A 22,230-nucleotide genomic window follows, 5' to 3' on the forward strand; every position below is an offset into this window, starting at 1 on the left:
TATTCGTGAAATTCATTAAACGCGCCCTACCTACCGGCGGGCGCGGATCGTCTTAGCGTTATACCTTCAAGATGCGTTCGCCGCGCCCGATACCCGAGCTGCCCGTGCGGACCGTCTCGAGAATCACGGCGGCGTCGAGCGCTTCGATGAAGGCGTCGAGCTTGTCGCTCGCCCCCGTCAGCTCGATCGTGTAGGTCTTTTCGGTCACGTCGATGATACGGCCGCGGAAGATATCCGCCATCCGTTTCATTTCTTCGCGTTCCTTGCCGACCGCCCGTACCTTGATCAGCATCAGCTCGCGCTCGATGTGGGCGCCTTCGGTCAAGTCGACCACCTTCACCACCTCGATCAGGCGGTTCAAGTGCTTCGTGATCTGTTCGATCACGTCGTCCGAGCCAATGGAGACGATGGTCAGGCGCGACAGCGAACGGTCTTCCGTCGGCGCCACCGTCAAGGTTTCGATGTTGTAACCGCGAGCCGAAAACAGACCGACGACGCGCGAGAGCGCACCCGGTTCGTTCTCCAGCAAGACGGAGATGATATGTCTCATGTTGCTTTCCCGTTTATCCAGATATCGATTGCCATCGGCCCCGCGCCCGCCTCGCCGCGCTTTTGTCCGCCCTTCGTGGGGACGCCTCGCGCGAGCGAGCTGTAGCGACGGGCCCGCCTGTCGTCTTTAGAGGTCTTCCGAGCCGAGCAGCATCTCGGTGATGCCCTTGCCGGCTTGAACCATCGGCCAGACGTTTTCGGTCGGATCGGTCTGGAAATCGAGAAATACGGTGCGATCCTTCAAGCGCAGCGCTTCCTTCAGCGCGGGCTCGACATCGGACGTCTTTTCGACGCGGATGCCGACGTGGCCATATGCCTCGGCCAGCTTCACGAAATCGGGCAGCGCATCCATATACGAATGGGAGTAGCGCTTGCTGTATTCGATCTGCTGCCACTGGCGCACCATGCCCAGATAGCGGTTGTTCAGCGAGATGATCTTGACCGGCGTGTCGTACTGCTTGCAGGTCGACAACTCCTGGATACACATCTGGATCGAGCCCTCGCCCGTGATGCAGACGACGTCGGAATCCGGGTGCGCCATTTTCACGCCCATCGCCGCCGGCAGGCCGAAGCCCATCGTGCCGAGCCCGCCCGAGTTGATCCAGCGGCGCGGCTTGTCGAAGCGGTAGAACTGGGCGGCCCACATCTGGTGCTGGCCGACGTCCGAGCAGACGAACGCGTTGCCGTCCGTCAATTCCCAGAGCTTCTCCACCACGTACTGCGGCTTGATGATCTCGCTCTTGCGGTCGTACTTGAGGCAATCCTTGGCGCGCCAGCCCTCGATGTCCTTCCACCACTCGGCCAGCGCCGCCGTGTCGGGACCGTGTTCGGCGTGCTGAAGCTGCTCGATCATTTCCTTGAGCACTTCCTTGACGTCGCCGACGATCGGAATATCGACCTTCACGCGCTTGCTGATCGAGGACGGGTCGATATCGATGTGAATGATCTTGCGCGGCCGCGACGAGAAATGCTGCGGATCGCCGATCACGCGGTCGTCGAACCGGGCGCCGATGGCGATCAGTACGTCGCAGTTTTGCATCGCCATATTGGCTTCGTAAGTGCCGTGCATGCCGAGCATGCCGAGGAACTTCTTATCGCTCGCGCGGTAGCCGCCGAGACCCATCAGCGTGTTCGTGACGGGATAGCCGAGCAGATCGGCGAATTGATTGAGTTCGCGCGAAGCATCGGCGAGGATGATCCCGCCGCCCGTGTAGATGTACGGGCGCTTGGCCGACAGCAGCAGCGAAACCGCCTTGCGGATCTGGCCCGAATGGCCCTTCGTGACGGGGTTGTACGAGCGCAGCGATACCGTCTTGACGGGCTCGTACTGACACGGCGTTTTCGAGATGTCTTTCGGGATATCGATCAGCACCGGGCCGGGACGCCCCGTGCGCGCGATGTAGAACGCCTTCTTGACCGTCGAGGCCAGTTCGCGCACGTCCTTCACGAGGAAATTGTGCTTCACGCACGGACGCGTGATGCCGACGGTGTCGCATTCCTGGAAGGCGTCCTGGCCGATGGCGGCCGTCGGCACCTGTCCGCTGATGATCACCATCGGGATCGAGTCCATATAGGCCGTCGCAATGCCGGTCACGGCATTGGTCACGCCCGGGCCGGACGTCACCATACAGACGCCGACCTTGCCCGTCGAACGCGAATAGGCATCGGCCGCATGAACGGCTGCCTGCTCATGGCGTACGAGCACGTGCTGGACTTTGTCCTGCTTATAGAGTTCGTCGTAGATATACAGTACCGCGCCGCCGGGATAGCCCCAGAGCACCTCGACGCCCTCGTCGGCCAACGCGCGCATGAGCACGGTGGCGCCGATCGAGCCGGCCTCGTGGGAAGGAGTGGTATCCGACGTGGAGAATTCCGCGCTGGGCATGTTCATCGTTCACCTTTCGAATTTTCGGCAAAAAATTGATCGGGTGCTCTCTACCGGGCTTGTGGCTCGGGTTCAAGCGGCGCGTCCACTTTGACAGACGAGCTTCATGGGCCCGTCCAAAAAGAGACAAATCACTTATGTTGCGAACCGGAAACCTTATCGGTTGCGCTCGCTCAGGTCAAGTAAAAGTTCTCGGTGCGCCCGCGCCCGCCTGGCCGACAGCGGCCTTTTTCGCGCCAAAATCACGCATGTTTTACTCATCGATACACGGCTCGCCCCCCGCCGCCTCGAAAGTTTGCTAGCATCCGCGAGTTTTACGACATTTTTCTATCGATTACGGCGCACGCGAAAGTTTCGCGCCGCCCCCTCGGATGGCATCAGACAAGGAACTCGCCGATTTTCTGGCGGGCGTCGAAAGGCGCGCGTTTAAGCACACCGTCTACGCCGTGCGCGATGACGATGCCGCCCTCGACATCGTCCAGGACGCGATGATCAAGCTCGCCGAAAAATACGGCGACCGGCCGGTTGCCGAGCTGCCGCTCCTATTTCAGCGTATCTTGCAAAATGTGATGCACGATTACTTTCGTCGTCAGAAAGTACGCAACACATGGGTCAGCCTGTTCTCGTCGCTCGGCGGCGGCGAGGACGACGAGTTCGATCCGCTCGAGACGCTGGAGGCCGACGACAGCGTTAGCGCGGGCCTGAGCAGCGAGCAAAAGCTCGAGCGCGATCAAGTGCTCGCCCTCATCGACGCGGAGATTCAAAAATTGCCGGCGCGTCAACGGGAGGCCTTCCTCATGCGTTACTGGGAAGATATGGATGTCGCCGAGACCGCCGCCGCGATGGGCTGCTCCGAGGGAAGCGTGAAAACGCACTGCTCGCGAGCGACGCACACGTTGGCGGTCGCGCTCAAGGCCAAAGGAATTACGCTATGAGCTCCGCTCCAGATACCAGAGAACTCGAGTTCGCGGGCAAGATTTGCCGCGCGCTCGACGAACGCACAGCCGATTTGCCCGCCGCCACGCTCGAACGCCTGGCCGGCGCGCGTCGTCTCGCGCTCGCGCGCAAGAAACCCGAACCCGTCCGCGCCCCGGCCTTCGTGCCGGTGCTCGCGCACGCCGGCGCCGATGCCGGCGCCGCATTCGCCGCTCCGCAGGCGGGCAAACGGCGCCTGTCGCCGCTCGCCCGAATTCTGCGCGTGTGGCCCGTGGTGGCGCTCGTCGGCGGGATCGCCGTCATCGCTTACTGGGAAAACCTCCAACGCTCCGCCGAGCTGGCCGATATCGACGCGGCCATGCTCAGCGATGATCTGCCCCTCAATGCTTATCTCGACCACGGGTTCAATGCGTACCTGTCGCGGGCACGGTAAGGCAGGCGGAGAATAACTGGGTGAGCTACAAGCGCGGCTTGGCGGTTGTGTTCGGATGCGCGATCGCGGCAGCGGTTGCGTTCGCGGCCACCTACCCTCGGTTCTTCGGAGAAACGTCCACGCGTCAAGCGGCGGGCGTGCAGGGCGCCGCGTCGCCCGCGGCCGCGCCCCTTGCCGTCGAATTTCCCCCGCTCGCCCAAGATACCAATCCGCTGTCTTGGTCGCATTTGAGCGATGCACAGCATGAGGCGCTCGCGCCTTTCGCGTCCGAGTGGAATACGTTCAGCGACGAACGTAAGCGAAAATGGATCAAAATCGCGGCCCGTTTCGCGAAGATGTCGCCTGAAGCGCAAAAACGGCTTCATGACCGCATGAGCGAATGGGTGCATATGACACCCGATCAGCGCCGCGTCGCACGCGAAAACTACCAAGTCTCCAAGGCGCTGCCGCCGCAGCAGCGCAGCAAGGCCTGGCAGGCCTATCAGGAGCTCTCTCCCGAGCAAAAAGCCAAGCTCGCCGCGATCGGCCGCAAGCGCCGTCCCACGGTCGTGAGCGCGCCGCCTTCCGGCGAGCGCAGCGAAATCCGCGACCTGAACCGCCTCGTGAATCCGCCGCTTGCAGCCAGCGGCGCGGCGAGCACGGCCGCGGGGGCCGGCGCGGCGTCGGGACTGCCCGCCTCGGGCGGCGGTGCCGCTTCCGGGGCCGTGAACTCGACCGTGCCGGTGCCCGCGACGCCGATGTCGCCGTCGGACGCGCCGTCCGTCTTCCGCGGCGCCTGAGCGCGATGGCCTCGCCGGCACGCGACACGCCGCCTATCGCCGACGCCGCGGCCGAGCCGGGCCCACCCACCATTCGCCGCCGCTTGGCCGCACTCGTCTACGAAAGCGTCTTGCTGTTCGGCGTGGTGTTCATCGCCGGTTATCTGTTCGGCACGCTGACGCAGCAACGCAGCGGGCTCACCCACCACAATCTGCTAACGATATGGCTCGCGCTGGTGATGGGCGCCTATTTCGTCTGGTGCTGGACGCGCGGCGGCCAGACCTTGCCCATGAAGACCTGGCGGCTCAAGCTCGTCGCCGCCGGCACCGGCCGGCCACCGAATGCCGCGCGCGCTTGCGCCCGTTATCTCGCCGCTTGGCTCTGGTTCGTGCCGCCGCTCGCGTTACACCCGTTGTTGCGGCTGTCCGTGCCAGCCACGCTGGCGATCACCGCCGCTTGGTTCGTGCTCTGGGCCGCCTGCGCCCGCCTCGATCCGGCCCGGCAGTTCCCGCACGACCGGCTCGCCGGCACGCGCATCGTTACCGCCGACCGCGCATGAGCGGCGCGGCACACTCGCCCGAGACCCCGTAATAAGAACTTCTCGTGACTGTCATGTTGCAGTCACGGACGCATGGCGCAATGAGCGCCATGTACAACTCGACGCGAGAAGCCATGGACCGCACGACGTCCGCGACTTCCCTCCTTAGGCAACTCGGCGCAAGCGTCGAAACCGTCCCCTTCGAACCGGCCCTGCCCGGCGGCAGCCCCGCGCTCCCGTCGGGCCCCGATACAGGCGACGCCTCGGGCCAGCAGCACGACGACGGCGTCGGCGAACCGCTGCGCTATCGTACGATTTGGCTCTCCGACATCCATCTCGGATCGAGCGGCTGCCAAGCGCCCTACCTGCTCGACTTCCTTCGGCACAACGAGTCGGAGTATCTCTATCTCGTCGGCGACATCATCGACGGCTGGCAACTGAAGAAGGGCTGGTACTGGCCGCAGGCGCACAACGACGTCGTTCAAAAGGTGCTGCGCAAGGCACGCAAGGGCACGCAAGTCATCTACATCCCCGGCAACCACGACGAAGGCGCACGCCAGTTTTGCGACCTCGCGTTCGGCGACATCCACGTGCGCGGCGAGGCGTTTCACACGACGCTCACAGGCAAGCGCCTGTGGATCGTCCACGGCGACTTGTTCGACGGCGTGATTCAGCACGCGAAGTGGCTCGCGTATCTCGGCGACACCGCCTACACGGCGATTCTCGTGCTCAATCGCTGGTTCAACCGCGTGCGCAGCCGCTTCGGCCTGCACTACTGGTCGCTCTCGCAGTACCTGAAGCATCAGGTGAAGAACGCAGTCAATTTCATCTCTTCGTTCGAGCACGTGATGGTCGAGGAAGCCCGGCGCCGCGGTTGCGACGGCGTAGTCTGCGGCCACATCCACAAAGCCGAAATCCGCGACGTCGACGGCTTGCTCTACTGCAACGACGGCGATTGGGTCGAGAGTCTGTCGGCGCTCGTCGAAACGATGGAGGGCGAATTGAAGGTGGTCTATTGGACCGTCATGCGCTCGCCCGCCGCGCAACCGCGCAAATCCAAGGCCACGGCCTAAACGCTTCGCGAACCGGATCCGACCGCATGAAAATCATGATCGTCACCGACGCCTGGGAACCGCAGGTCAACGGCGTCGTGCGCACCTTGAAGAACACCACGCGCGAATTGACGGCGCTCGGCCACCGCGTCGAATTGATGACGCCGCTCGAATTTCACACGATCCCTTGCCCGACCTACCCGGAAATCCGGCTCTCGCTCCTGCCGCGCCGGCGCGTGCGCGAGCGCATCAGCGAATTCGCGCCCGACGCGCTGCACATCGCAACGGAAGGCCCGCTCGGGCTCGCCGCGCGCGCCTACGCGCTGCGTCACGGTCTACCGTTCACGACGGCCTACCACACGCGCTTTCCGGAATACGTGCAAGCGCGGTTCGGCATCCCGACTTCGGCGACCTACCGGTTCCTGCGTTGGTTTCATCGCCCCTCGCTCGCCGTCATGGCGCCGACGCCCGTCGTGAAAAGCGATCTCGAAGCGCACGGCTTCGATAACGTCGTGCTTTGGACGCGCGGCGTCGATCTCGAGATTTTCCATCCGATGGATTCTAAGGTGCTCAATACGGCACGGCCGATCTTCTTGTACGTCGGCCGCGTCGCCATCGAAAAGAACGTCGAAGCGTTTCTGAAGCTCGATTTGCCCGGCTCGAAATGGGTGGCCGGCGAAGGTCCCGCGCTCGCCGAACTCAAATCGCGCTATCCCGAAGCCAACTATCTCGGCGTGCTGAGTCAATCGGAATTGGCGAAGGTCTATGCGGCCGCCGACGTCTTCGTGTTCCCGAGCCGCACCGACACCTTCGGGCTCGTGCTGCTCGAGGCGCTCGCCTGCGGCACGCCCGTGGCCGCCTACCCCGTCACCGGCCCGATCGACGTGCTCGGCGGCGGCAATGCCGGCGCGATGAACGAGGACCTGCGCGAAGCTTGCCTCGATGCCCTGAAGATCGACCGCGCCGATGCGCGCGCCTGGGCCGAGCGCTTTTCGTGGCAGGCGGCGTCGATGCAATTCGCCGCCCACCTAAAGCCGCTCACGCGCGCCGGCGTGCAAGAGGAAAACGCGGCCGCATGAAACGCGACGAGCATAACGAACCGCAAGCGTTGACCGACCCGCGCGACAGCGAGCCGCACGAGCCGCTTTCGCCCGACGATCCGCTCGCCCCGTTGCCGTTCAATCCGTACAAGGGCAACCGCGGCTTCACGCGCGCCTGGCATGCGCTGAAGAATTCGATCGCGGGTTTTCGCGTCGCCGTCGAAGAGGAGAGCGCGTTTCGCCAAGAACTGACGCTGGCCGCGATCCTCGTGCCGTGCGGCGCGCTCGTGCCGGTGGATGCGGTATCGCACGTGCTGCTCGTCGGCTCGGTCCTGCTCGTGCTCATCGTCGAGCTCTTGAATTCCAGCGTGGAGGCCGCGATCGATCGTATCTCGCTAGAGCGGCACGAATTGTCGCGCCGCGCGAAGGATCTCGGCAGCGCGGCCGTCACCGTCGCGCTCGCCACGTGCGTGCTCACCTGGGGCCTCATCGTCGGCCCACTATTCGCTCGCTGGTTCGGTCATTTGAACTAGCCGCCATCGAAAACCTATCCCAAAGTTCGGGGAACAGAACGCCCGGTTTATAATCGCCCGACGCAGTGCCACATACCAACCGAGCCGGGCGTACCAACGCAGCGTCGCGCGAGCGCCGCGCGTGCCCGGCAGCACAGGGCCGGACGACATGGAAGCGAAAACTCCCCGCCGCACCCGCGAACGGATTCTCGAGTTATCGTTGAAGCTATTCAACGAGATCGGCGAGCCGAACGTCACCACGACGACGATCGCGGAGGAAATGGAGATCAGCCCAGGCAATCTCTATTACCATTTCCGCAACAAAGACGACATCATCAACAGCATCTTCGCGCAATTCGAGCAGGCGATCGAGAAGCGGCTGCGGTTTCCCGAAGATCACCGCCCGACGATCGACGAGACATGGTCGTACCTGCAGTACATGGCCGACTTCATGTGGACCTATCGGTTCCTGTACCGCGACCTGAACGATCTGCTCGCGCGCAACCGTACGCTCGAGACGCACTTCAAGCAGATCATCAGCCACAAGGTGCGCTTCGCGAAGGAGATGTGCGAACTGCTCGTGGCCGACGAGGAAATGCTCGCCACGCCCGAGGAAATCCAGGTCATCGCGACGAACATGGGCGTCATCGCCACGTACTGGCTGTCGTATCAGTTCGTCATGCACCCGCGCAAGTACAACGACCAGGAAGCGATCCGCGACGAACTGCACCAGGTCAGCGTGCACGTGATTTCGATGATGGCGCCGTACCTGCGCGGACGCTCGCGTCAGTTGTTCGACGATCTCGTCTCCGGCAAGCTGCCCAAGCGCCAATTCCAGGACTATCTGCCCCCGCGCGACGCGCTCGGCCGCGCCAAGGACAATCAAACATGAAATCGGTTTGCGTCTATTGCGGTTCGTCGATCGGAGCCAAACCCATCTATGCGCAAGCGGCGCAAATGTTCGCGCGCTCGCTCGTCAAGACCGGCTGTTCGCTCGTCTACGGCGGCGGACGCGTGGGCCTGATGGGCGTCATCGCCGACGAAGTGCTGGCGGCCGGCGGGCGCGCCATCGGCGTGATTCCCGAGTTGCTCGTGGATAAGGAAGTCGGTCATAACGGCTTGACCGAGCTGCATGTGGTGCCCGACATGCATCAGCGCAAACGCAAGATGGCCGACCTCGCCGACGCGTTCGTCGCCTTGCCGGGAGGCGCGGGCACGCTAGAGGAACTATTCGAGGTCTATACGTGGGCGCAGCTCGGCTACCACAGCAAAGCCATCGGCCTTTACGACATCGGCGGCTACTACGCGCCGCTCGTCGGCATGCTCCAGCACACGGTACGCGAAGGTTTCATGCAGCAAAGCTATCTGAACGTGCTGCAAATCGACTCCGATGCCGATGCGCTGCTCGAGAAGCTGCGCCGGTACCGGCCGCCAGGCCGCGACAAGTGGGCCACGCAGCGCGAAGTCGTCTAAACGCGGCGGCGAGCGCCGTCGTCCCCTTCGTCGTGATGCCTCTTTAACGAAAACCAGCCGATGACCGCCAAACGCCGCGTCGTTCTGATCACCGGAGCCAGCCGCGGTATCGGCCGTGCCGCCGCACGCCTGCTCGGCGAGCAAGGTGCCGCCGTCGGCGTGAACTACGTGCGCGATCTTTCCGCCGCTCAAGAAACGGCCGACGAGGTCGAGCGCGCGGGCGGCCGTGCGTTGCTGTTGCCCGGCGACGTGGCGGACGAAACCGCGGTCGTCGCCATGTTCGACGAACTCGAAACGGCCTTCGGCGGCGTCGATGCGCTCGTGAACAACGCCGGCATCGTCGGGCCCTCGCTCCCGCTGGCCGACATGGACATCGCACGGCTCAAGCGCATCTTCGACGTCAACGTACTCGGCGCCTATCTATGCGCGCGCGAGGCGGCGCGGCGCATGTCGACCGATCGCGGCGGCCGCGGCGGCGTCATCGTGAATCTCTCGTCGGCGGCATCGCGGCTCGGATCGCCGAACGAATACGTCGATTACGCCGGCGCGAAAGGCGCGGTCGATACGATGACGATCGGCTTGGCCAAGGAACTCGGCCCGCGCGGCGTGCGCGTCAATGCCGTGCGTCCGGGCCTCATCGAAACCGAAATCCACGCAAGCGGCGGCCAGCCGCAACGCGCCGCCACGCTCGGCGCGCAAACCCCGCTCAAACGCCCCGGCAGTGCCGATGAGGTCGCGCAAGCGATCGTATGGCTGCTCAGCGATGCGGCGTCTTACGTGACGGGCGCCTTGCTGGACGTGGCCGGCGGCCGTTGATCCGGCGCTTCCCAGGTTTTTTTCAGCCGGCACCGGCACCGCTTGTTCGCGCCACGTCCCGGCGCGACAAAACTTCACAAATCGAGACGTTTTTCGCCAGACACGGCCAAGCGGCCCCTCTACGATGATGCGCACTGGCTAGCAAAAGCCGCGCACCCCGAGCCGATTGCGGTTCGACTCGAGTCCACGGTTGCCGGCCAGCCTCGAGAGTAGCCCTCCTAGGCCGCACCCCACGTAGGGTGCGGCCACTCCAATCGTGCAACCATGCCGGAAATCTCCGATCCCGCGCGCAGGCTCGCGTCCGCGCGCGACGTCCTTGCCGTGCCCGTGGCCGCTCGCACAGCCGGCACGTCTTTGTCCCGCGGCGCTTCGACGGGCCGGCCGGGCGATGCCCTCGCTCCGGTTTCGCTACAAAGCAAGATGCCGCCGATCGCACCGGCCAGTGCCGGCGCCTACGCGCCTAGCCGCCGCGCATTGCAACCGCTGCTCGCGCTCATCGCCGTTTTCGCCGCGTATGTGCTGATCGGCACGCTCGGACACGATCCGTGGAAGCAAGACGAAACGTACACGTTCGGCATCATCCAGCACATGCTCGAAACGGGCGATTTCGTGGTGCCGACGAATGCGGGTCAGCCGTTCGTCGAAAAACCCCCGCTCTACGACTGGGTCGCGGCAAGTCTGGCCTGGCTCGGGCGCGGCTGGCTCCCGCTGCACGACGCGGCGCGCCTCGCGAGTGCGCTGTTCACGGCCCTCGCGCTCGGTTGCGTCGCGCATCTGGCGCGTCGTATCCATGGCGCGCGCCACGTATTCGATCCGCGCGTGCTTGGCACGCTCGCGCTGTTCGGCACGACCCTGCTCGTCATCAAGCACACGCACGACATGATGACGGACGTCGCCCTGATGGCCGGTAGCGCGCTTGGCCTCGCCGGCCTCTACGAACTCGTGGCGGCGCTCAGCGCGGGGCCTCGCGACATGGAAGGCCGCGCCTCGCGAACCGCGGGGGATCGGGCCGCCTTGGCTTTCGGCGCCGGCGCCGGCATCGCCTTCATGACGAAGGGGTTGTTCTTGCCGCTCGTGTTCGGCGCGGCGCTTTGCACGCTGCCCGTGCTCTATCCCGCCTGCCGCGGGCGCGCGTTCGCGCGGGCGCTCGGCATCGCCGCCCTCGCCTTCTCACCGTTCGCGCTCATCTGGCCGATCGCCTTCTACTGTCGCTCGCCGGAGTTGTTCAAGGTTTGGTTCTGGGACAACAATGTGGGGCGCTTCTTCGGGTTCTCGGTCCCCACGCTGGGCTCGGAAAACGATAAACCGCTATTCATCGTCCGCGCGCTGCTGACCGCCGCGTTTCCCGCCGGACCGCTCGCGCTGGCGGCGCTTGCCACCGGCGCGTGGCGGCGCTGGCGGGCGCCGGCGGTGGCGATCCCCGCCGTGTTCGCGGCGGTCGGCATCGCCGTATTGCAAATGTCCGCGACGGCCCGCGAGCTGTATCTGCTGCCCTTCGTGGCGCCGCTCGCCCTGATCGCCGGGCAAGAACTCGAGCGCTGGCCCCGCGCTGTCCATCTTGCTTGGGACTACGCGAGCCGCGTGCTGTTCGGCGCCGCCGCGACGCTGACTTGGCTCGTCTGGTCGGAGATGACCGATACGATGAGCACGCATCCGAACTTGGCTTGGCTCGGCCGCTGGCTGCCGCTCGATTGGACGCTGCCGATCCAGCCGGCCGCCGTCGTCGTCGCGTTGGCGCTCACGCTCGGCTGGCTCTCGCTGTTGCCGCGCCTGCGCGAAGCGGGCGCTTGGCGCGGTGCGTTGAGCTGGGCCGGTGGCGTCCTGCTCGTCTGGGGGCTCGTTTTTACGCTCTTGCTGCCTTGGATCGACGCCGCCAAGAGCTACCGCTCGGTGTTCGAGGATTTGGCGCTGCATCTCGATGTCGACTGGTACCCCGGCGACTGCATGGCTAGCGCTCACCTCGGCGAATCCGAAGCACCGATGCTCTATTACTTCGCGGGCATCTTGCATGAACCGTTGGCCGATGCGGATACCCACGCCGAGGCGACGCGCTGCCGATGGCTCATCGTTCAGGGACGCGACGCGCGCATCGCGGCCGGGTCGTCCTGGACGCTCGTTTGGTCCGGCGCCCGGCCCGGGGACAGCGACGAGTTGCTGCGCGTATTCATGCGCAAAGGCGCGCCCTCGCGCTTGGAAGGACGCGGAGGTCGCAAGGGTTCCGATTAGAACGACGAACCCGGTTCCCTTAGGAAGACACGCTCGTCCTCGGTGCTTGCGCGGCCGAGCGCCTCATTGCGATGAGGAAACCGGCCGAAGCGTTCGACGATCGTGGCATGGCGCCGCGCGTAGTCCAGATAGCTCCCTTTGCCCTGTTGCCCCGTCTCACACGCCAGCGCCTCGAACAGACGAACCGATTCACGCTGAGCATCGAGCGATTCGGCATGCTCGAACGGCAAGTAGGCAAATGCGCGGTGCTCGGCCGTGGGCAAGCGCAGATGCCCGCCGGTCGGCGAGCTCAATTGTCTTGGCGTCGAGCAGCTTACGTGTGGTGCGGCCAGTCGCAGCTCGAATTTTGTCTGCTATCTCGGGGTAGGTGTTGTGGATAAGGGTCGGACTTACACCGACCTGAGCGGCCACCGCAGTTACGCTCATTGGCAGACCTTCGTTCTCGACCCGGAGAAATGCACGCTCCAGTTGCTCTCTCGTCTTTTCCTTGTTGCGTGGCCGACGTTGTCGCTGTCGATTCATAGTACTGGCCGTCGTTCCATTGACCTTTTATTCGCGTATCCGACGAGCGTATTGTTCGGGAGAGGTTGGCGCTCCGATTGGCCACAAAATCCCATTGTTTGGGATTTTCAGGGAAAGAGCGACCAAAATCGGCTCGGAGCCATGGCGCAAGATGCGGCCGGCGCGTCCGACTAGCGATGTGCTCCGCCATACTCAATCAGGAACGCAAACCGCTGACCATGACGGAGAACGGGAGTGATTTCAGAAAAGTCCTGTGCAGCCGCGTCTCTGCCGAAGCGAGCCCGTCTTTCGGCCGCCGACGCTCATCGAATGCTTCAGAATCCTGACGATTTTGCCGTGGTATTCGAGGGCTTGGCCTGCACCGCAGCAGTCCAATTGCTAGAGGAACTCACCGTTCACCTACGTACTACGAAGCACGTGGATGGCGTTGCCGTCATAAACGAACTGACGTTCGCGTGCGCCTCTGACAGACGCACAGATTCGGCGCTGCGGCGCCTCAGTCATGCGGTTGATGAGTTCGTCGCAAGCTGTATGGAATTCGTTGCGGACGACGACAGGGAATTCATCGTCATTGAATTTGTCAGCACGGGGCCGCTCATCTTCGGATACGACTTTCTGTGCAGGACGGGTGCGGACTACGGGTTGGTTCGAGGCAGCAGCGCCAAGAGACTGGACAGAGAGACGCGGCGCGTAGCCGACGATACGGCAATCAAGCATGCAATCGACGTCTGGAGGCAGCGGGCCACGCGTGCGATTGAGTCGGGCTATGTGATGGAAGAGGGCGACCTTTTCCTGTTTCTCGATGGCCTCGCGCGCCTCGGCGTCGGAGCTACCGATGTCGACGCTTGAAGCGCTCGGCGAATTCTGCGCGAGAGTGCCGGGCGGGTTCGCCTACTTTTTAGAACAATCCCGGAGATGCAGCGCCAGCGCTATGGCGATGAAGCGCCGGACTGATATGCCGGGAAATTGAACGTAGCTCTTTTGCTCCATCAGCATGCGCTCGCTGCAAATAGAGCACTGCGTCTCCCCAGCGCGAACCAGCTTCTGGCGCGCGATGCTCGGTCCGCCGCCTCTCATTTCGTTCTCGCACATGTACACGAACACGCCGTCCGTGCCATTGGCACCTCGTTCAACCACATGCGAACAGGGGATAGCTTCAAACCGAGGCATCATCCTGTCATTAGAACGACAAAGACTGGGCTGCTGCCCCCCCCGGCAAGGTCTCCGCCGACGGGAGTTTGACAATAATTAGACCATGTCGCCAAATCTGCTTGCACGATGCCGGGCCCTATCGGGTGATAACCCTGGTCTTGCCATACTTGACGACGAGTTTGCGCATCGCCCAAACTACTCATCACGTCCACAATCAACTTTGCCATACTGACCTCCTGTCGTTATCAGCTAAGCGCATCAAAGAGTGGCTGCACTCCAATTGTTGAAACGCTATTCAATCTCACGCGTAAATCGTTTGCATTTTTTGATTCCAAGAGATACTTTTTAATATTTTCATTGGAAAATTTCGCAGCACCAAAAAGCTTATCTCTTTGTGTTGCATCGATGTTTCCGGACTTATCGGTAATCGCTGAGATTATCCTCTCTATGTGCTGCGACTGTGTCTGGAGCTGTTGTTGTGCTGCCAGGTTCACAGCCGCATCATTCCCGGTGTCTCCACTGGTACTCACGATTGCGGCTCCGCCTTTCTCTGCAAGTAAGCGCGCCGCGAATCCAGTGGCGAAATATTGCGCAATTGCGCCGCCTGCAGTCACATTTGCCCCTGAGGCACCCACGGGCGCGCTGGCAGCAGTTTGCCCCGAAAATGTCGCCAACACAGAATATGTATCATGCGCACTCGCCCCGTTCAAAGTACCATCCGTGCCTGTGGTACCAGTAAAGCTCTTGCACGAGTCGTCCGTACATGTCGCGGGCACTTCGCCGCCGGTGTCGGAAGCGACGTTTGCCAACAGCGGCATCCAAACTGCTTCCTGCCTCTTGTATCCAAGAGTAACGCCAACGTTTCCTGTCGGCGATTCGGATACATCGACCGCCACTAGCGTATTAGTCCCAAATATCAGAGTGTTCGTGTGATTGGGGGTGCTGGAACACGATGTCGCAAGCTCCACAAGAACAAACACACCTACGATTGACCTCAGAATTTCGTAGCGCATGGCCTCTCCTCGCCCAAATTTTTTTCAATAAGCTTTTTTGCAGCAACTAGCTGAGAGTCTGTGTTTACAAGAAAAACCACTCTGCAATCAAACGGTACTGATACTGTGCTCCGGTCGAAATACCCGACACCAGTGTCATGACCCGTCATTACGCCAAGAGCGCGCGTACGAACAGCGAACACCGTCGGGCGCCCGTCGTTGGATTCATACACGTCGAGCCAAACGATTCCCCTAATCGCAGTCGCCTCCGTGCCGTCATCTAAATGAGTCGTCAACACCACGCATCCGGAACACGTCAGACCAAAGAAAATACAGGCAACCCAACGCTGTAAATTTCCGAATGACGAACACACCATATTTTGAGACCTGGACGTTTGAAGCATATTTTTCATCCAAACCCCGACCCTTCGCCCCATCCCTCATGGCAAGCGGTCTAGAAAAAAGAAATCTAATTTATTTGCCACGTGGTTTGACTTGAATTTGAACAGGCTCTTCGATATTACGCACATCTTGTATTTTTCCCAACGATTCACCGAAGGCGACTTTACTGTTCTCAACTTCATTTTACTCCACGCCCTGACCAACGAGAATACAACCTTCTTTATCTTTTGGAAATCTGCCGATATGAATCAGAATTTCATCAAAACCTAGGGCATTGTCAAGTAGAGGTGTATAGTATTGGTCTCGGTAGAAACACGTCACCTCAACGGCGTATGTTCCAACAGGAATCGCAGTTGAACTAAAGACTTTCCATGCAGCGACCGGAACGGGGAATCGCTCTCGAAATACGGGTTCAAGTGTGTGGCGCCGGGAATCACCATTGACGAAAAGCTCGCCTTCCGTTGATTGGTCCGTTTTCGTTGTTCTCAATAATAGAAGATTCATTTTTCATCCCCCGCAAGGTCCGAGACCTTCCCCACAGCAAACAACGCGACAATGCATTTATAGTTTAATGCCCATCTAGCTACCAAGCCTTGTGCATGGCATGAATCAGTGTTCCGGTGACCGAATGGCTCTGCACCCTGAATACTATGAATAGGACATCGGGGGCATTTTTGCAAGGATTACCTGGGCAGCCGCAAAAAGTAATTTTTACCGAACGAGAGCCGACTGCGCCAGTCCACCGCCATGCACTCCCCGTTAGGTCAGTGCGCTAGCCTCGGGCTCGTTTTCGCGAGTCGTTATCGACGGATGTCGGTCAATCGCCCCAAGGACTCCGCTGATGCTGAAGAAAACCAAAACCATGTGTGCCCCATTCGAAAGGAAGCGACCGGTCGACGACGTACTTTTCAATTCGCGTTGCCGTCGCAGGCGTCGGACTACGGGACTTTTCAATTGCACGCGCGCATCCGCCCCTTGCTCCGGGGGAGGCCGCTCGCCTCACCGTGCAAAAGGTCTGGGTCGGAGCCCCTTGTTCCGCCGGCTCGAGCCAATTGTAGCTTTTTATGCGTGCTTATATCAAGCGTGCATATGCGAAGTGGTAGAAAATTTTTCGACTGCAAGGGATGCTGTGCGGCTATGCCGAAGCTCCATGACGCGGTCGCCAGCGGACTGTCCGAACGACTTAGAACGATTCGAAAACGTGCCGGCCTCTCGCAAGACGAACTCGCTGCGAGGGCGTCGCTGGCTCGCCCCAACCTTGCGAGCGTCGAACAAGGCCGGCGGGCAAACCTGAGGCTTTCCACGCTTTCTCGGTTAGCGGATGTACTTGATGTCGACGTTGTCGACTTCTTTTGCGACCGACCCGTCGAAGAACAGCAACCGGCTGGCGAAGACGCCACGGCCCGAGTAATAGCAAACGTGAAGCGGCTGCGCAGTCAACAGGGGCTCAGTCAGGAAGCACTCTCCGTCAAGGCGCACCGATTCCGTACCTACGTTGGACGGTTGGAGAACGACGCGGCCAGTCCTATGGCCGTCGACCTGCAGGACCTGGCTGATGCACTAGGTGTTGGCATTCCACAGCTCCTCGATGTAAAAGCGCCGCAGGGCCGGTAGGGCGCCGGAGCACTCTTGCTTCGTGCGGGCACCGACTATTCAAGTTCTCGACAGCAAGCCGCCGACGCTGTTAAATTCCACGGCAAAATGCCGTCGACATAAGCGACGAGGGAGCATCGAATGGCGACCAACCTGCCGTGCTTTACCCATCAGCAACTCGAGAGTGTCTGCCGTGTACTGGGCGATACGGACATGGGTCTTAGTGGCACAGAAATCGGCCACTTGCTGGCCAATAAAGGCTTCGAAGACCCAACGCCGCAAATCACAAAATGGCAGCGCTTGTTCAATGCTCTGGCCGCCCAGCAAAACAAGCATGACGTTGGCAATCATACAATTCAGTTCATCAATGAGGCGATGAATCCGTCTCTCTACCTTCGCAAGCCCGAAGTGTTTGCATGGAGACGTGAAAACCTGAACTCCGCACTCGCGTTGTGCGGCTATCGCGTGCGGGAAGACGGACGAGTCGGCCACGCGCAAAGAGCCTCCACGCTCGATGAGGCACTATCGCGGGCGAACCGTCTCAAGACCGCACTCGAACAACGCGATGTGCATCCGAACGTTCTCGCCTTTTGCAGCAGCGAGCTCCTGCAAGAAAACTATTTCCATGCGGTCTTTGAGGCGGTCAAATCAGTCTCGAAACGGCTCGAGCAGTTGTCTGGAGGAAGCGGAGACGGCGCAGAAATTGTTGATTTCGCTCTCGGGATGCCAACCGGAACGCCTCGTGTCGCAATTAATGCTCTGAGGTCGAAGACCGATATCGGTGAGCAGCGCGGGTTCGCGAGCCTTCTCAGGGGAATCTTCGGAATGGTCCGCAATCCGCTCGCGCACAACGCAAAAATCGAGTGGGACATGAGCGAACAAGACACCATGGACACGTTAACCATGCTTTCGCTGGTTCATAGGAAGCTGGATGTCGCACGGTTGCTACCCCCGTCGAGCGTTTGAGGCTAAACGTCGCTGCGAATTGGTTGCAATGCACAGTCCGCGCGGCACTGACGCCTTCAGCTCCGAGCAGCGACGCACCGAACTGAAGACTTTCTTGTCACACTGAAAACTTTATTGTGGCACTGAAGACTTTTTTGTAACGCTACACCTAGACGCCAAGCCATCTGACCTTCCCGGAAGCCGGCTGCACAATCACAACCTAGTACTCAAGCGACTTGATAGTGACTGCTTAGAGAGAACCGTGTCGCAGGTCCGGCCAGCTCTTGAGCTGGTTTCGCTCAGGCGACCGATGAGACAGCCCGATACTCTTGTCCCGAGCCTTCGCCGAAATCACGCACGCACCGAGTCTGGAATGATGCTGCAAGTCCGGCAGAACGGCACTGACACATTAGAAATTCCGGCCGACCCATATTCCTGAGCCACGGGCGCCCCCGTACAGTTGACCGCACAATCTTCCCCGGCCCGAGGAAGTGGTTCCTGGTCGCTGGCTATCCAGCGATACCCACGAGACGTAGGCTACTCAACTTCACCCGAAGGGAAGCAACAACCGTTTCGCTCAACCCGCTAACTAACTAACGTCGGTTTACCATCCAATCGGCCGTATCGAAAAACGACGTCACGAGCCGTTCACGCAACGCCTGCGGCAAACCGGCATCTTCCATCGCCCACGCCATGCAGCGCACCCATTGGTCACGCTCGGACGACGCGATGGCGAACGGCAGATGGCGCGCGCGCAGCCGCGGATGGCCGAAGCGCTCGATGTAATGATCGGGGCCGCCCATCCAGCCGCATAAGAACCAAAAGAGCTTGTCGCGGGAACCGTCGAGCGATTGAGGGTGTAATGCTCGAATGCCCGCGAACTCCGGCTCGAGATCCATGAGGTCGTAGAAGCGGTCGACGAGTTCGCGCACGCGCGCTTCGCCGCCGACGAGATCGAACGCGCTGGGTTGCTTCGTCTGCGCGTCGTCGCCGTTCAAATCGGTAGTCATACGATGAATCTAAATCGGTGTGGCTAAAAGTTGAGAATACGTCGCTTCGGACCCACGGCGCCAGGTCGGCACAACACCATGGCGGCGGTCAAGCGTCGCGCAGCGATTGCGCCGCCGGCCGCTGCAAGACACGTCGCAAGCTGATCCAGCCGCCGACACCCGCGCAGACGATCCCGGCCGCCATGCCGGCCGGGAATAGCCAAGGATCGACATCGAGGTGGAAGTCGAATACACGGGTCGCCAGCACGATACCCAATGCTTGCGCGCCGACGGCCCCCATCACACCCGCGAGCGCGCCGACGACGGCGAATTCCGCCGCGTGCACCGAGCGCACCTGTCCATGCGAGGCGCCGAGCGCCCGCAACAGAGCCGATTCTCGCACGCGCTCGTCGCGTGTGCCGGCCAGCGCCGAATACAGCACGAGCAAACCGGCCGCGAGCGTGAAGGCGAACAGGAACTGCACGGCGCCGATCACTTGATCCAGGACGCGCTGCACTTGCGCGAGGATCGGCGCCATGTCGATCGCCGTTACGTTCGGGTGCGCGGCAATCAAGCCGTCGAGGACGGAGCGCCGCCCGCTCGGCAGATAGAAGCTCGTGATGAACATCGCGGGCATCTTCTCCAATACCGCCGGCGGCATCAATACGAAAAAGTTGACCTTGAACGTGCCCCAATCGAGCTTGCGCACGCTCGTGATCGGCGCTTCGATCGGCATACCCGTGACGTCGAAACGCAATGTATCGCCCACCTTCACGCCAATCAGTTTCGCCAGCCCCGCTTCGATCGAAATCTCGGGCCGCGTCGAATCGCCATACCACTTACCGGCCACCACCCGGTTGTCGTCGGGCAAGGTGCCGCGGTACGACAAGTTGAACTCGCGGTCGACGAGGCGACGCGCGTCCTCCGTCTTGAACGACTCGGGGACGACGCGCTTACCGTCGATCGCGACGAGGCGACCCCGCACCATCGGCTCGAGCACGACATTCGCAATACCGTGCGCGTTCAAGTAATCGATGACGGCCTGCCGCTCGTCCGGCTGAATATCGATGAGAAATTCGTTCGGCGCGTCGGGCGGCGTCGAATTGCGCCAGCCTTGAACGAGATCGTTGCGCGTCATCGCGATGAGCAGCAAACACATGAGGCCAATGGCGAGCGCCGTGATTTGCAGCGCGCTGGCCCAGCCGCGTCGCTCCAGCGACGCCAATGCGTAGCGCCAACCGACCGCCGCCCCCAAGCGCCGGCCGCGTTCGCTGCGCGCCGCGCGCGCGCACAGCCACAGCGCCGCGCGCGCCAAGGCGGCGAACGTAACCAGGCCGAGCGCGAAGCCGCCTGCGACGATACCGCCGAGCTTCAGTTCGCCGGCCGCGAGCACGAGCAGGCCGCCGAACAACGCAATGCCCAAGGCATAGGCCCACCACGCGGCGCTTGCGCGACCGTTCCACTCGCGGCGCAGGACATGCAGCGGAGGCACGCGCGTGAGCGGCAAGAGCGGAGGCAACGCAAAGCCGAACAACAGCACGAGACCGGCTCCGATTCCCTCGAGCGCCGGAAGCGCGCTCGGCTGCGGCAGCTCTACGCCGATCAAGCCGCCGAGCCAGCGCAGCAACGCGAAATGCCCCAAAAACCCGAGCGCCGCGCCGAGCACGCCCGCCGTCAGCCCGACGAAGCCGAACTCGAGCGCGACGAGCCCGCGCAGCTCGCGCTCGCCCAGACCAAGACAACGCATCACGGCACAGCCGTCCAAATGACGCCGCGTATAACGATGCGCCGCCATCGCGATCGCGACGGCGGCGAGCAACGCCGTCAAAAGCGCGACGAGCCGCAAGAAGTGCGCCGCCCGATCGAGCGTCTCGCGCACTTGCGGCTGGCCGTCGCTCAACGATTCGAGCGCGACGCCACGCAGTTTGCCGCCATCGACGCGCGCATGCGCGAACGCGGCAAAGCGCGCGACAGCCGCATCGTCTCCGGCGACCAGTAGCCGATAGGTCACCCGGCTGCCATAACCGATGAGCCCGGTCGAGGCCAATTCGTCGGCGCGCACCATGACGCGCGGCGAAAAATTGACGAACGCGAAGCCGCGGTCGAGCTCGCGCGTGATCACCGCGGCGATCGTGAAACGGCGCTCGCCGAGCTGCACGGTGTCGCCCACTTTCGTATGCAAGGTCTCCAGCAATTGCGGATCGACCCATACCGTGCCTTTCGCCGGAATGCCCTGCGCGGGACGATCGGGTGCGTCGGGTGCGGCCGCGATGCGCAGCGCGCCGCGCAGCGGATAGGTGCTCGACACGGCCTTGACGGCCGCCAGCCGAGCATCGGCCAGCGCTTGATCGCCGCCCGTACTCGCGCGCGCCACCATGCTCGGGAAGATCGCCGTGGTGGCGATGCTCAAGCCGAGCGCATGCGCTTCGTCAAAGAACGCCGTATCGACGGGATGATCGGAACGCACGACGAAGTCGGCCGCGATCATGCGGCGGGCGTCGCGCTCGAGTCCTTGCTGCAAACGGTCGGCGAGAAAACCGACGCTCGCGAGCGCCGCGACGGCCAGCACGAGCGCGACGACGAGCATGGTTAGCTCGCCCGCGCGCCAATCGCGCATCGTCATGCGCGCGGCTTGAACGACGAGTTCAAGCGTGCCGAGCGGCGGGCGCGGCGGGGCGGCCGACGACGCCTGACTCAATCGCGCTTACCCCCGAGCGAGCCGAGACGCGAAACCATATGCGCCGCCATGCCGCGAAAGCCGCCTTGCACGCCGCGCCATAGCCGCGGCAAGGCCCAGACCGCGAACGCGACGAACCCGGCCATCAGCAGCAGAAATACGAACGGCACGAAAAGCGCGAGCGCGAGGCCCACGCAAACGAGAACGTCCTCGGTCGAGGACGCCACCCAGTTGGAAAACGGCTCGGGAGACAGATTGATGAGCGCCCGCGTGCCGGCTTTCGTGAGATGCGCGGAGCCGGCGAGCGCCCCGCCCGCGAGCGCAGCGACCGTCAGCAAAGCCGGATCGGCGTGGCCCAGCGAGCCCGCCGCCAAAAGCGCTCCGGCGGGAATGCGAATGAAGGTATGGATCGCATCCCATAACGAATCGAAAGCGGGGATGCGGTCGGCGAGGAACTCGATCACGGCCAAGACGGCCGCCGCGCCGATGACCCAGCCGGAGCCGAGCACGGCAAGCGAATCCGGCAAATGGACGATGCCCAGGCGGTCGAACAGCCCGACCAGAAAAACCGTCAGATACAGACGCAAGCCGCTGGCCCACGACAGACCCGCGCCGAGCGAAAGTGCGTCGATCATTGCCCTCTCCCCGCTCCCATGGTGACCTCAAGTGCCCGCACGGTACCCGTTGGCCGGACACACGTCACGCTCGCGGTGCGCTGTGAAGTCCCATTATAGACAGG

Annotated in this window: 21 protein-coding genes and 1 pseudogene; 14 read left to right on the forward strand and 8 right to left on the reverse strand. The window is 62.3% G+C overall.

The features are described 5' to 3' along the window. Positions 1-58: 58 nt before the first annotated feature. Positions 59-550: an acetolactate synthase small subunit gene (ilvN, locus tag DXT59_RS01090; RefSeq protein WP_102646316.1), complete on the reverse strand. Its 492-nt coding sequence runs from the start codon at positions 548-550 to the stop codon at positions 59-61. Between the two features lie 126 nt (positions 551-676). Beyond that, on the reverse strand, positions 677-2,440 hold the full coding sequence (locus DXT59_RS01095; RefSeq protein ID WP_116135061.1) for an acetolactate synthase 3 catalytic subunit: 1,764 nt from the start codon (positions 2,438-2,440) through the stop codon (positions 677-679). Positions 2,441-2,805: 365 nt separating this feature from the next. Between DXT59_RS01095 and DXT59_RS01100 the strand changes: the two genes are divergently transcribed. From DXT59_RS01100 to DXT59_RS01150, 11 genes are all read left to right on the forward strand, one after another. Beyond that, positions 2,806-3,369, forward strand: a complete 564-nt coding sequence (locus DXT59_RS01100) for an RNA polymerase sigma factor (RefSeq protein WP_116135063.1) — start codon at positions 2,806-2,808, stop codon at positions 3,367-3,369. Beyond that, entirely contained in the window at positions 3,366-3,803 is a 438-nt protein-coding gene (locus DXT59_RS01105) for a DUF3619 family protein (RefSeq protein ID WP_116135065.1), read from the forward strand. The genes DXT59_RS01100 and DXT59_RS01105 overlap by 4 nt, the downstream gene beginning before the upstream one ends. Before the next feature lie 20 nt (positions 3,804-3,823). Further along, on the forward strand, positions 3,824-4,582 hold the full coding sequence (locus DXT59_RS01110) for a DUF3106 domain-containing protein (RefSeq protein ID WP_116135067.1): 759 nt from the start codon (positions 3,824-3,826) through the stop codon (positions 4,580-4,582). 5 nt (positions 4,583-4,587) lie between these two features. Beyond that, positions 4,588-5,121, forward strand: coding sequence for an RDD family protein (locus DXT59_RS01115; protein ID WP_116135069.1), 534 nt, complete (start codon positions 4,588-4,590; stop codon positions 5,119-5,121). Positions 5,122-5,234: 113 nt separating this feature from the next. After that, on the forward strand, positions 5,235-6,173 hold the full coding sequence (locus DXT59_RS01120; protein ID WP_116135071.1) for a UDP-2,3-diacylglucosamine diphosphatase: 939 nt from the start codon (positions 5,235-5,237) through the stop codon (positions 6,171-6,173). A 26-nt stretch (positions 6,174-6,199) separates the two neighbouring features. Then, entirely contained in the window at positions 6,200-7,231 is a 1,032-nt protein-coding gene (locus tag DXT59_RS01125) for a glycosyltransferase family 4 protein (protein ID WP_116135073.1), read from the forward strand. Then, a complete protein-coding gene (locus DXT59_RS01130; RefSeq protein ID WP_338065117.1) occupies positions 7,228-7,725 on the forward strand; it encodes a diacylglycerol kinase in 498 nt (165 codons plus the stop codon). The genes DXT59_RS01125 and DXT59_RS01130 overlap by 4 nt, the downstream gene beginning before the upstream one ends. A gap of 148 nt (positions 7,726-7,873) precedes the next feature. Then, on the forward strand, positions 7,874-8,596 hold the full coding sequence (locus DXT59_RS01135) for a TetR/AcrR family transcriptional regulator (protein WP_116135075.1): 723 nt from the start codon (positions 7,874-7,876) through the stop codon (positions 8,594-8,596). Further along, on the forward strand, positions 8,593-9,177 hold the full coding sequence (locus DXT59_RS01140) for an LOG family protein (RefSeq protein ID WP_116135077.1): 585 nt from the start codon (positions 8,593-8,595) through the stop codon (positions 9,175-9,177). Before DXT59_RS01135 ends, DXT59_RS01140 begins: the two co-directional genes overlap by 4 nt. Positions 9,178-9,237: 60 nt before the next feature. Continuing rightward, on the forward strand, positions 9,238-9,993 hold the full coding sequence (locus DXT59_RS01145; protein WP_116135079.1) for an SDR family oxidoreductase: 756 nt from the start codon (positions 9,238-9,240) through the stop codon (positions 9,991-9,993). 264 nt (positions 9,994-10,257) lie between these two features. Further along, positions 10,258-12,219, forward strand: coding sequence for an ArnT family glycosyltransferase (locus DXT59_RS01150; RefSeq protein ID WP_116135082.1), 1,962 nt, complete (start codon positions 10,258-10,260; stop codon positions 12,217-12,219). Here the strand turns inward: DXT59_RS01150 and DXT59_RS01155 are convergent. Continuing rightward, a pseudogene (locus DXT59_RS01155) lies at positions 12,216-12,500 on the reverse strand (DUF924 family protein); the annotation flags it as partial. The gene DXT59_RS01150 and the pseudogene DXT59_RS01155 overlap by 4 nt on opposite strands. A 475-nt stretch (positions 12,501-12,975) precedes the next feature. Here DXT59_RS01155 and DXT59_RS01160 point away from each other — a divergent pair. Next, a complete protein-coding gene (locus tag DXT59_RS01160; RefSeq protein WP_162877888.1) occupies positions 12,976-13,590 on the forward strand; it encodes a protein kinase family protein in 615 nt (204 codons plus the stop codon). Positions 13,591-14,138: 548 nt separating this feature from the next. Here DXT59_RS01160 and DXT59_RS30395 read toward each other — a convergent pair. Together DXT59_RS30395 and DXT59_RS30400 are read right to left on the reverse strand one after the other, a co-directional pair. After that, positions 14,139-14,906: a hypothetical protein gene (locus tag DXT59_RS30395; RefSeq protein WP_162877889.1), complete on the reverse strand. Its 768-nt coding sequence runs from the start codon at positions 14,904-14,906 to the stop codon at positions 14,139-14,141. 564 nt (positions 14,907-15,470) lie between these two features. Next, entirely contained in the window at positions 15,471-15,791 is a 321-nt protein-coding gene (locus DXT59_RS30400) for a DUF5675 family protein (protein ID WP_162877890.1), read from the reverse strand. A gap of 633 nt (positions 15,792-16,424) precedes the next feature. Here DXT59_RS30400 and DXT59_RS01170 point away from each other — a divergent pair. Continuing rightward, entirely contained in the window at positions 16,425-16,901 is a 477-nt protein-coding gene (locus DXT59_RS01170; protein WP_116135090.1) for a helix-turn-helix domain-containing protein, read from the forward strand. Between the two features lie 120 nt (positions 16,902-17,021). Next, positions 17,022-17,846, forward strand: a complete 825-nt coding sequence (locus DXT59_RS01175) for a TIGR02391 family protein (protein WP_116135092.1) — start codon at positions 17,022-17,024, stop codon at positions 17,844-17,846. 572 nt (positions 17,847-18,418) lie between these two features. On the opposite strand, the gene DXT59_RS01180 is transcribed toward DXT59_RS01175, so the two are convergent. From DXT59_RS01180 to DXT59_RS01190, 3 genes are all read right to left on the reverse strand, one after another. Then, complete coding sequence (locus tag DXT59_RS01180) at positions 18,419-18,835, reverse strand: group II truncated hemoglobin (protein WP_116135094.1); 417 nt, start codon at positions 18,833-18,835, stop codon at positions 18,419-18,421. Positions 18,836-18,923: 88 nt separating this feature from the next. Then, entirely contained in the window at positions 18,924-21,437 is a 2,514-nt protein-coding gene (locus DXT59_RS01185; RefSeq protein ID WP_116135115.1) for an ABC transporter permease, read from the reverse strand. A 71-nt stretch (positions 21,438-21,508) separates the two neighbouring features. After that, complete coding sequence (locus DXT59_RS01190) at positions 21,509-22,126, reverse strand: DUF4126 domain-containing protein (RefSeq protein WP_116135096.1); 618 nt, start codon at positions 22,124-22,126, stop codon at positions 21,509-21,511. Between the last annotated feature and the right edge of the window lie 104 nt (positions 22,127-22,230).

The organism is Trinickia diaoshuihuensis (assembly GCF_003390925.1).
In the GTDB taxonomy this organism is placed as follows: Bacteria; Pseudomonadota; Gammaproteobacteria; order Burkholderiales; family Burkholderiaceae; genus Trinickia; species Trinickia diaoshuihuensis.

Bases quoted from the DNA above. Each gene is read 5' to 3' on its own strand.
- DXT59_RS01120 (WP_116135071.1), top strand. From the start codon at position 5,235: ATGGACCGCACGACGTCCGCGACTTCCCTCCTTAGGCAACTCGGCGCA.
- DXT59_RS30395 (WP_162877889.1), bottom strand. From the start codon at position 14,906: ATGCGCTACGAAATTCTGAGGTCAATCGTAGGTGTGTTTGTTCTTGTG.
- DXT59_RS01170 (WP_116135090.1), top strand. From the start codon at position 16,425: ATGCCGAAGCTCCATGACGCGGTCGCCAGCGGACTGTCCGAACGACTT.
- DXT59_RS01150 (WP_116135082.1), top strand. From the start codon at position 10,258: ATGCCGGAAATCTCCGATCCCGCGCGCAGGCTCGCGTCCGCGCGCGAC.
- DXT59_RS01100 (WP_116135063.1), top strand. From the start codon at position 2,806: ATGGCATCAGACAAGGAACTCGCCGATTTTCTGGCGGGCGTCGAAAGG.
- DXT59_RS01115 (WP_116135069.1), top strand. From the start codon at position 4,588: ATGGCCTCGCCGGCACGCGACACGCCGCCTATCGCCGACGCCGCGGCC.
- DXT59_RS01145 (WP_116135079.1), top strand. From the start codon at position 9,238: ATGACCGCCAAACGCCGCGTCGTTCTGATCACCGGAGCCAGCCGCGGT.
- DXT59_RS01180 (WP_116135094.1), bottom strand. From the start codon at position 18,835: ATGACTACCGATTTGAACGGCGACGACGCGCAGACGAAGCAACCCAGC.
- DXT59_RS01190 (WP_116135096.1), bottom strand. From the start codon at position 22,126: ATGATCGACGCACTTTCGCTCGGCGCGGGTCTGTCGTGGGCCAGCGGC.
- DXT59_RS30400 (WP_162877890.1), bottom strand. From the start codon at position 15,791: ATGAATCTTCTATTATTGAGAACAACGAAAACGGACCAATCAACGGAA.
- DXT59_RS01095 (WP_116135061.1), bottom strand. From the start codon at position 2,440: ATGAACATGCCCAGCGCGGAATTCTCCACGTCGGATACCACTCCTTCC.
- DXT59_RS01135 (WP_116135075.1), top strand. From the start codon at position 7,874: ATGGAAGCGAAAACTCCCCGCCGCACCCGCGAACGGATTCTCGAGTTA.
- DXT59_RS01125 (WP_116135073.1), top strand. From the start codon at position 6,200: ATGAAAATCATGATCGTCACCGACGCCTGGGAACCGCAGGTCAACGGC.
- DXT59_RS01105 (WP_116135065.1), top strand. From the start codon at position 3,366: ATGAGCTCCGCTCCAGATACCAGAGAACTCGAGTTCGCGGGCAAGATT.
- DXT59_RS01140 (WP_116135077.1), top strand. From the start codon at position 8,593: ATGAAATCGGTTTGCGTCTATTGCGGTTCGTCGATCGGAGCCAAACCC.
- ilvN (WP_102646316.1), bottom strand. From the start codon at position 550: ATGAGACATATCATCTCCGTCTTGCTGGAGAACGAACCGGGTGCGCTC.
- DXT59_RS01175 (WP_116135092.1), top strand. From the start codon at position 17,022: ATGGCGACCAACCTGCCGTGCTTTACCCATCAGCAACTCGAGAGTGTC.
- DXT59_RS01130 (WP_338065117.1), top strand. From the start codon at position 7,228: ATGAAACGCGACGAGCATAACGAACCGCAAGCGTTGACCGACCCGCGC.
- DXT59_RS01185 (WP_116135115.1), bottom strand. From the start codon at position 21,437: ATGACGATGCGCGATTGGCGCGCGGGCGAGCTAACCATGCTCGTCGTC.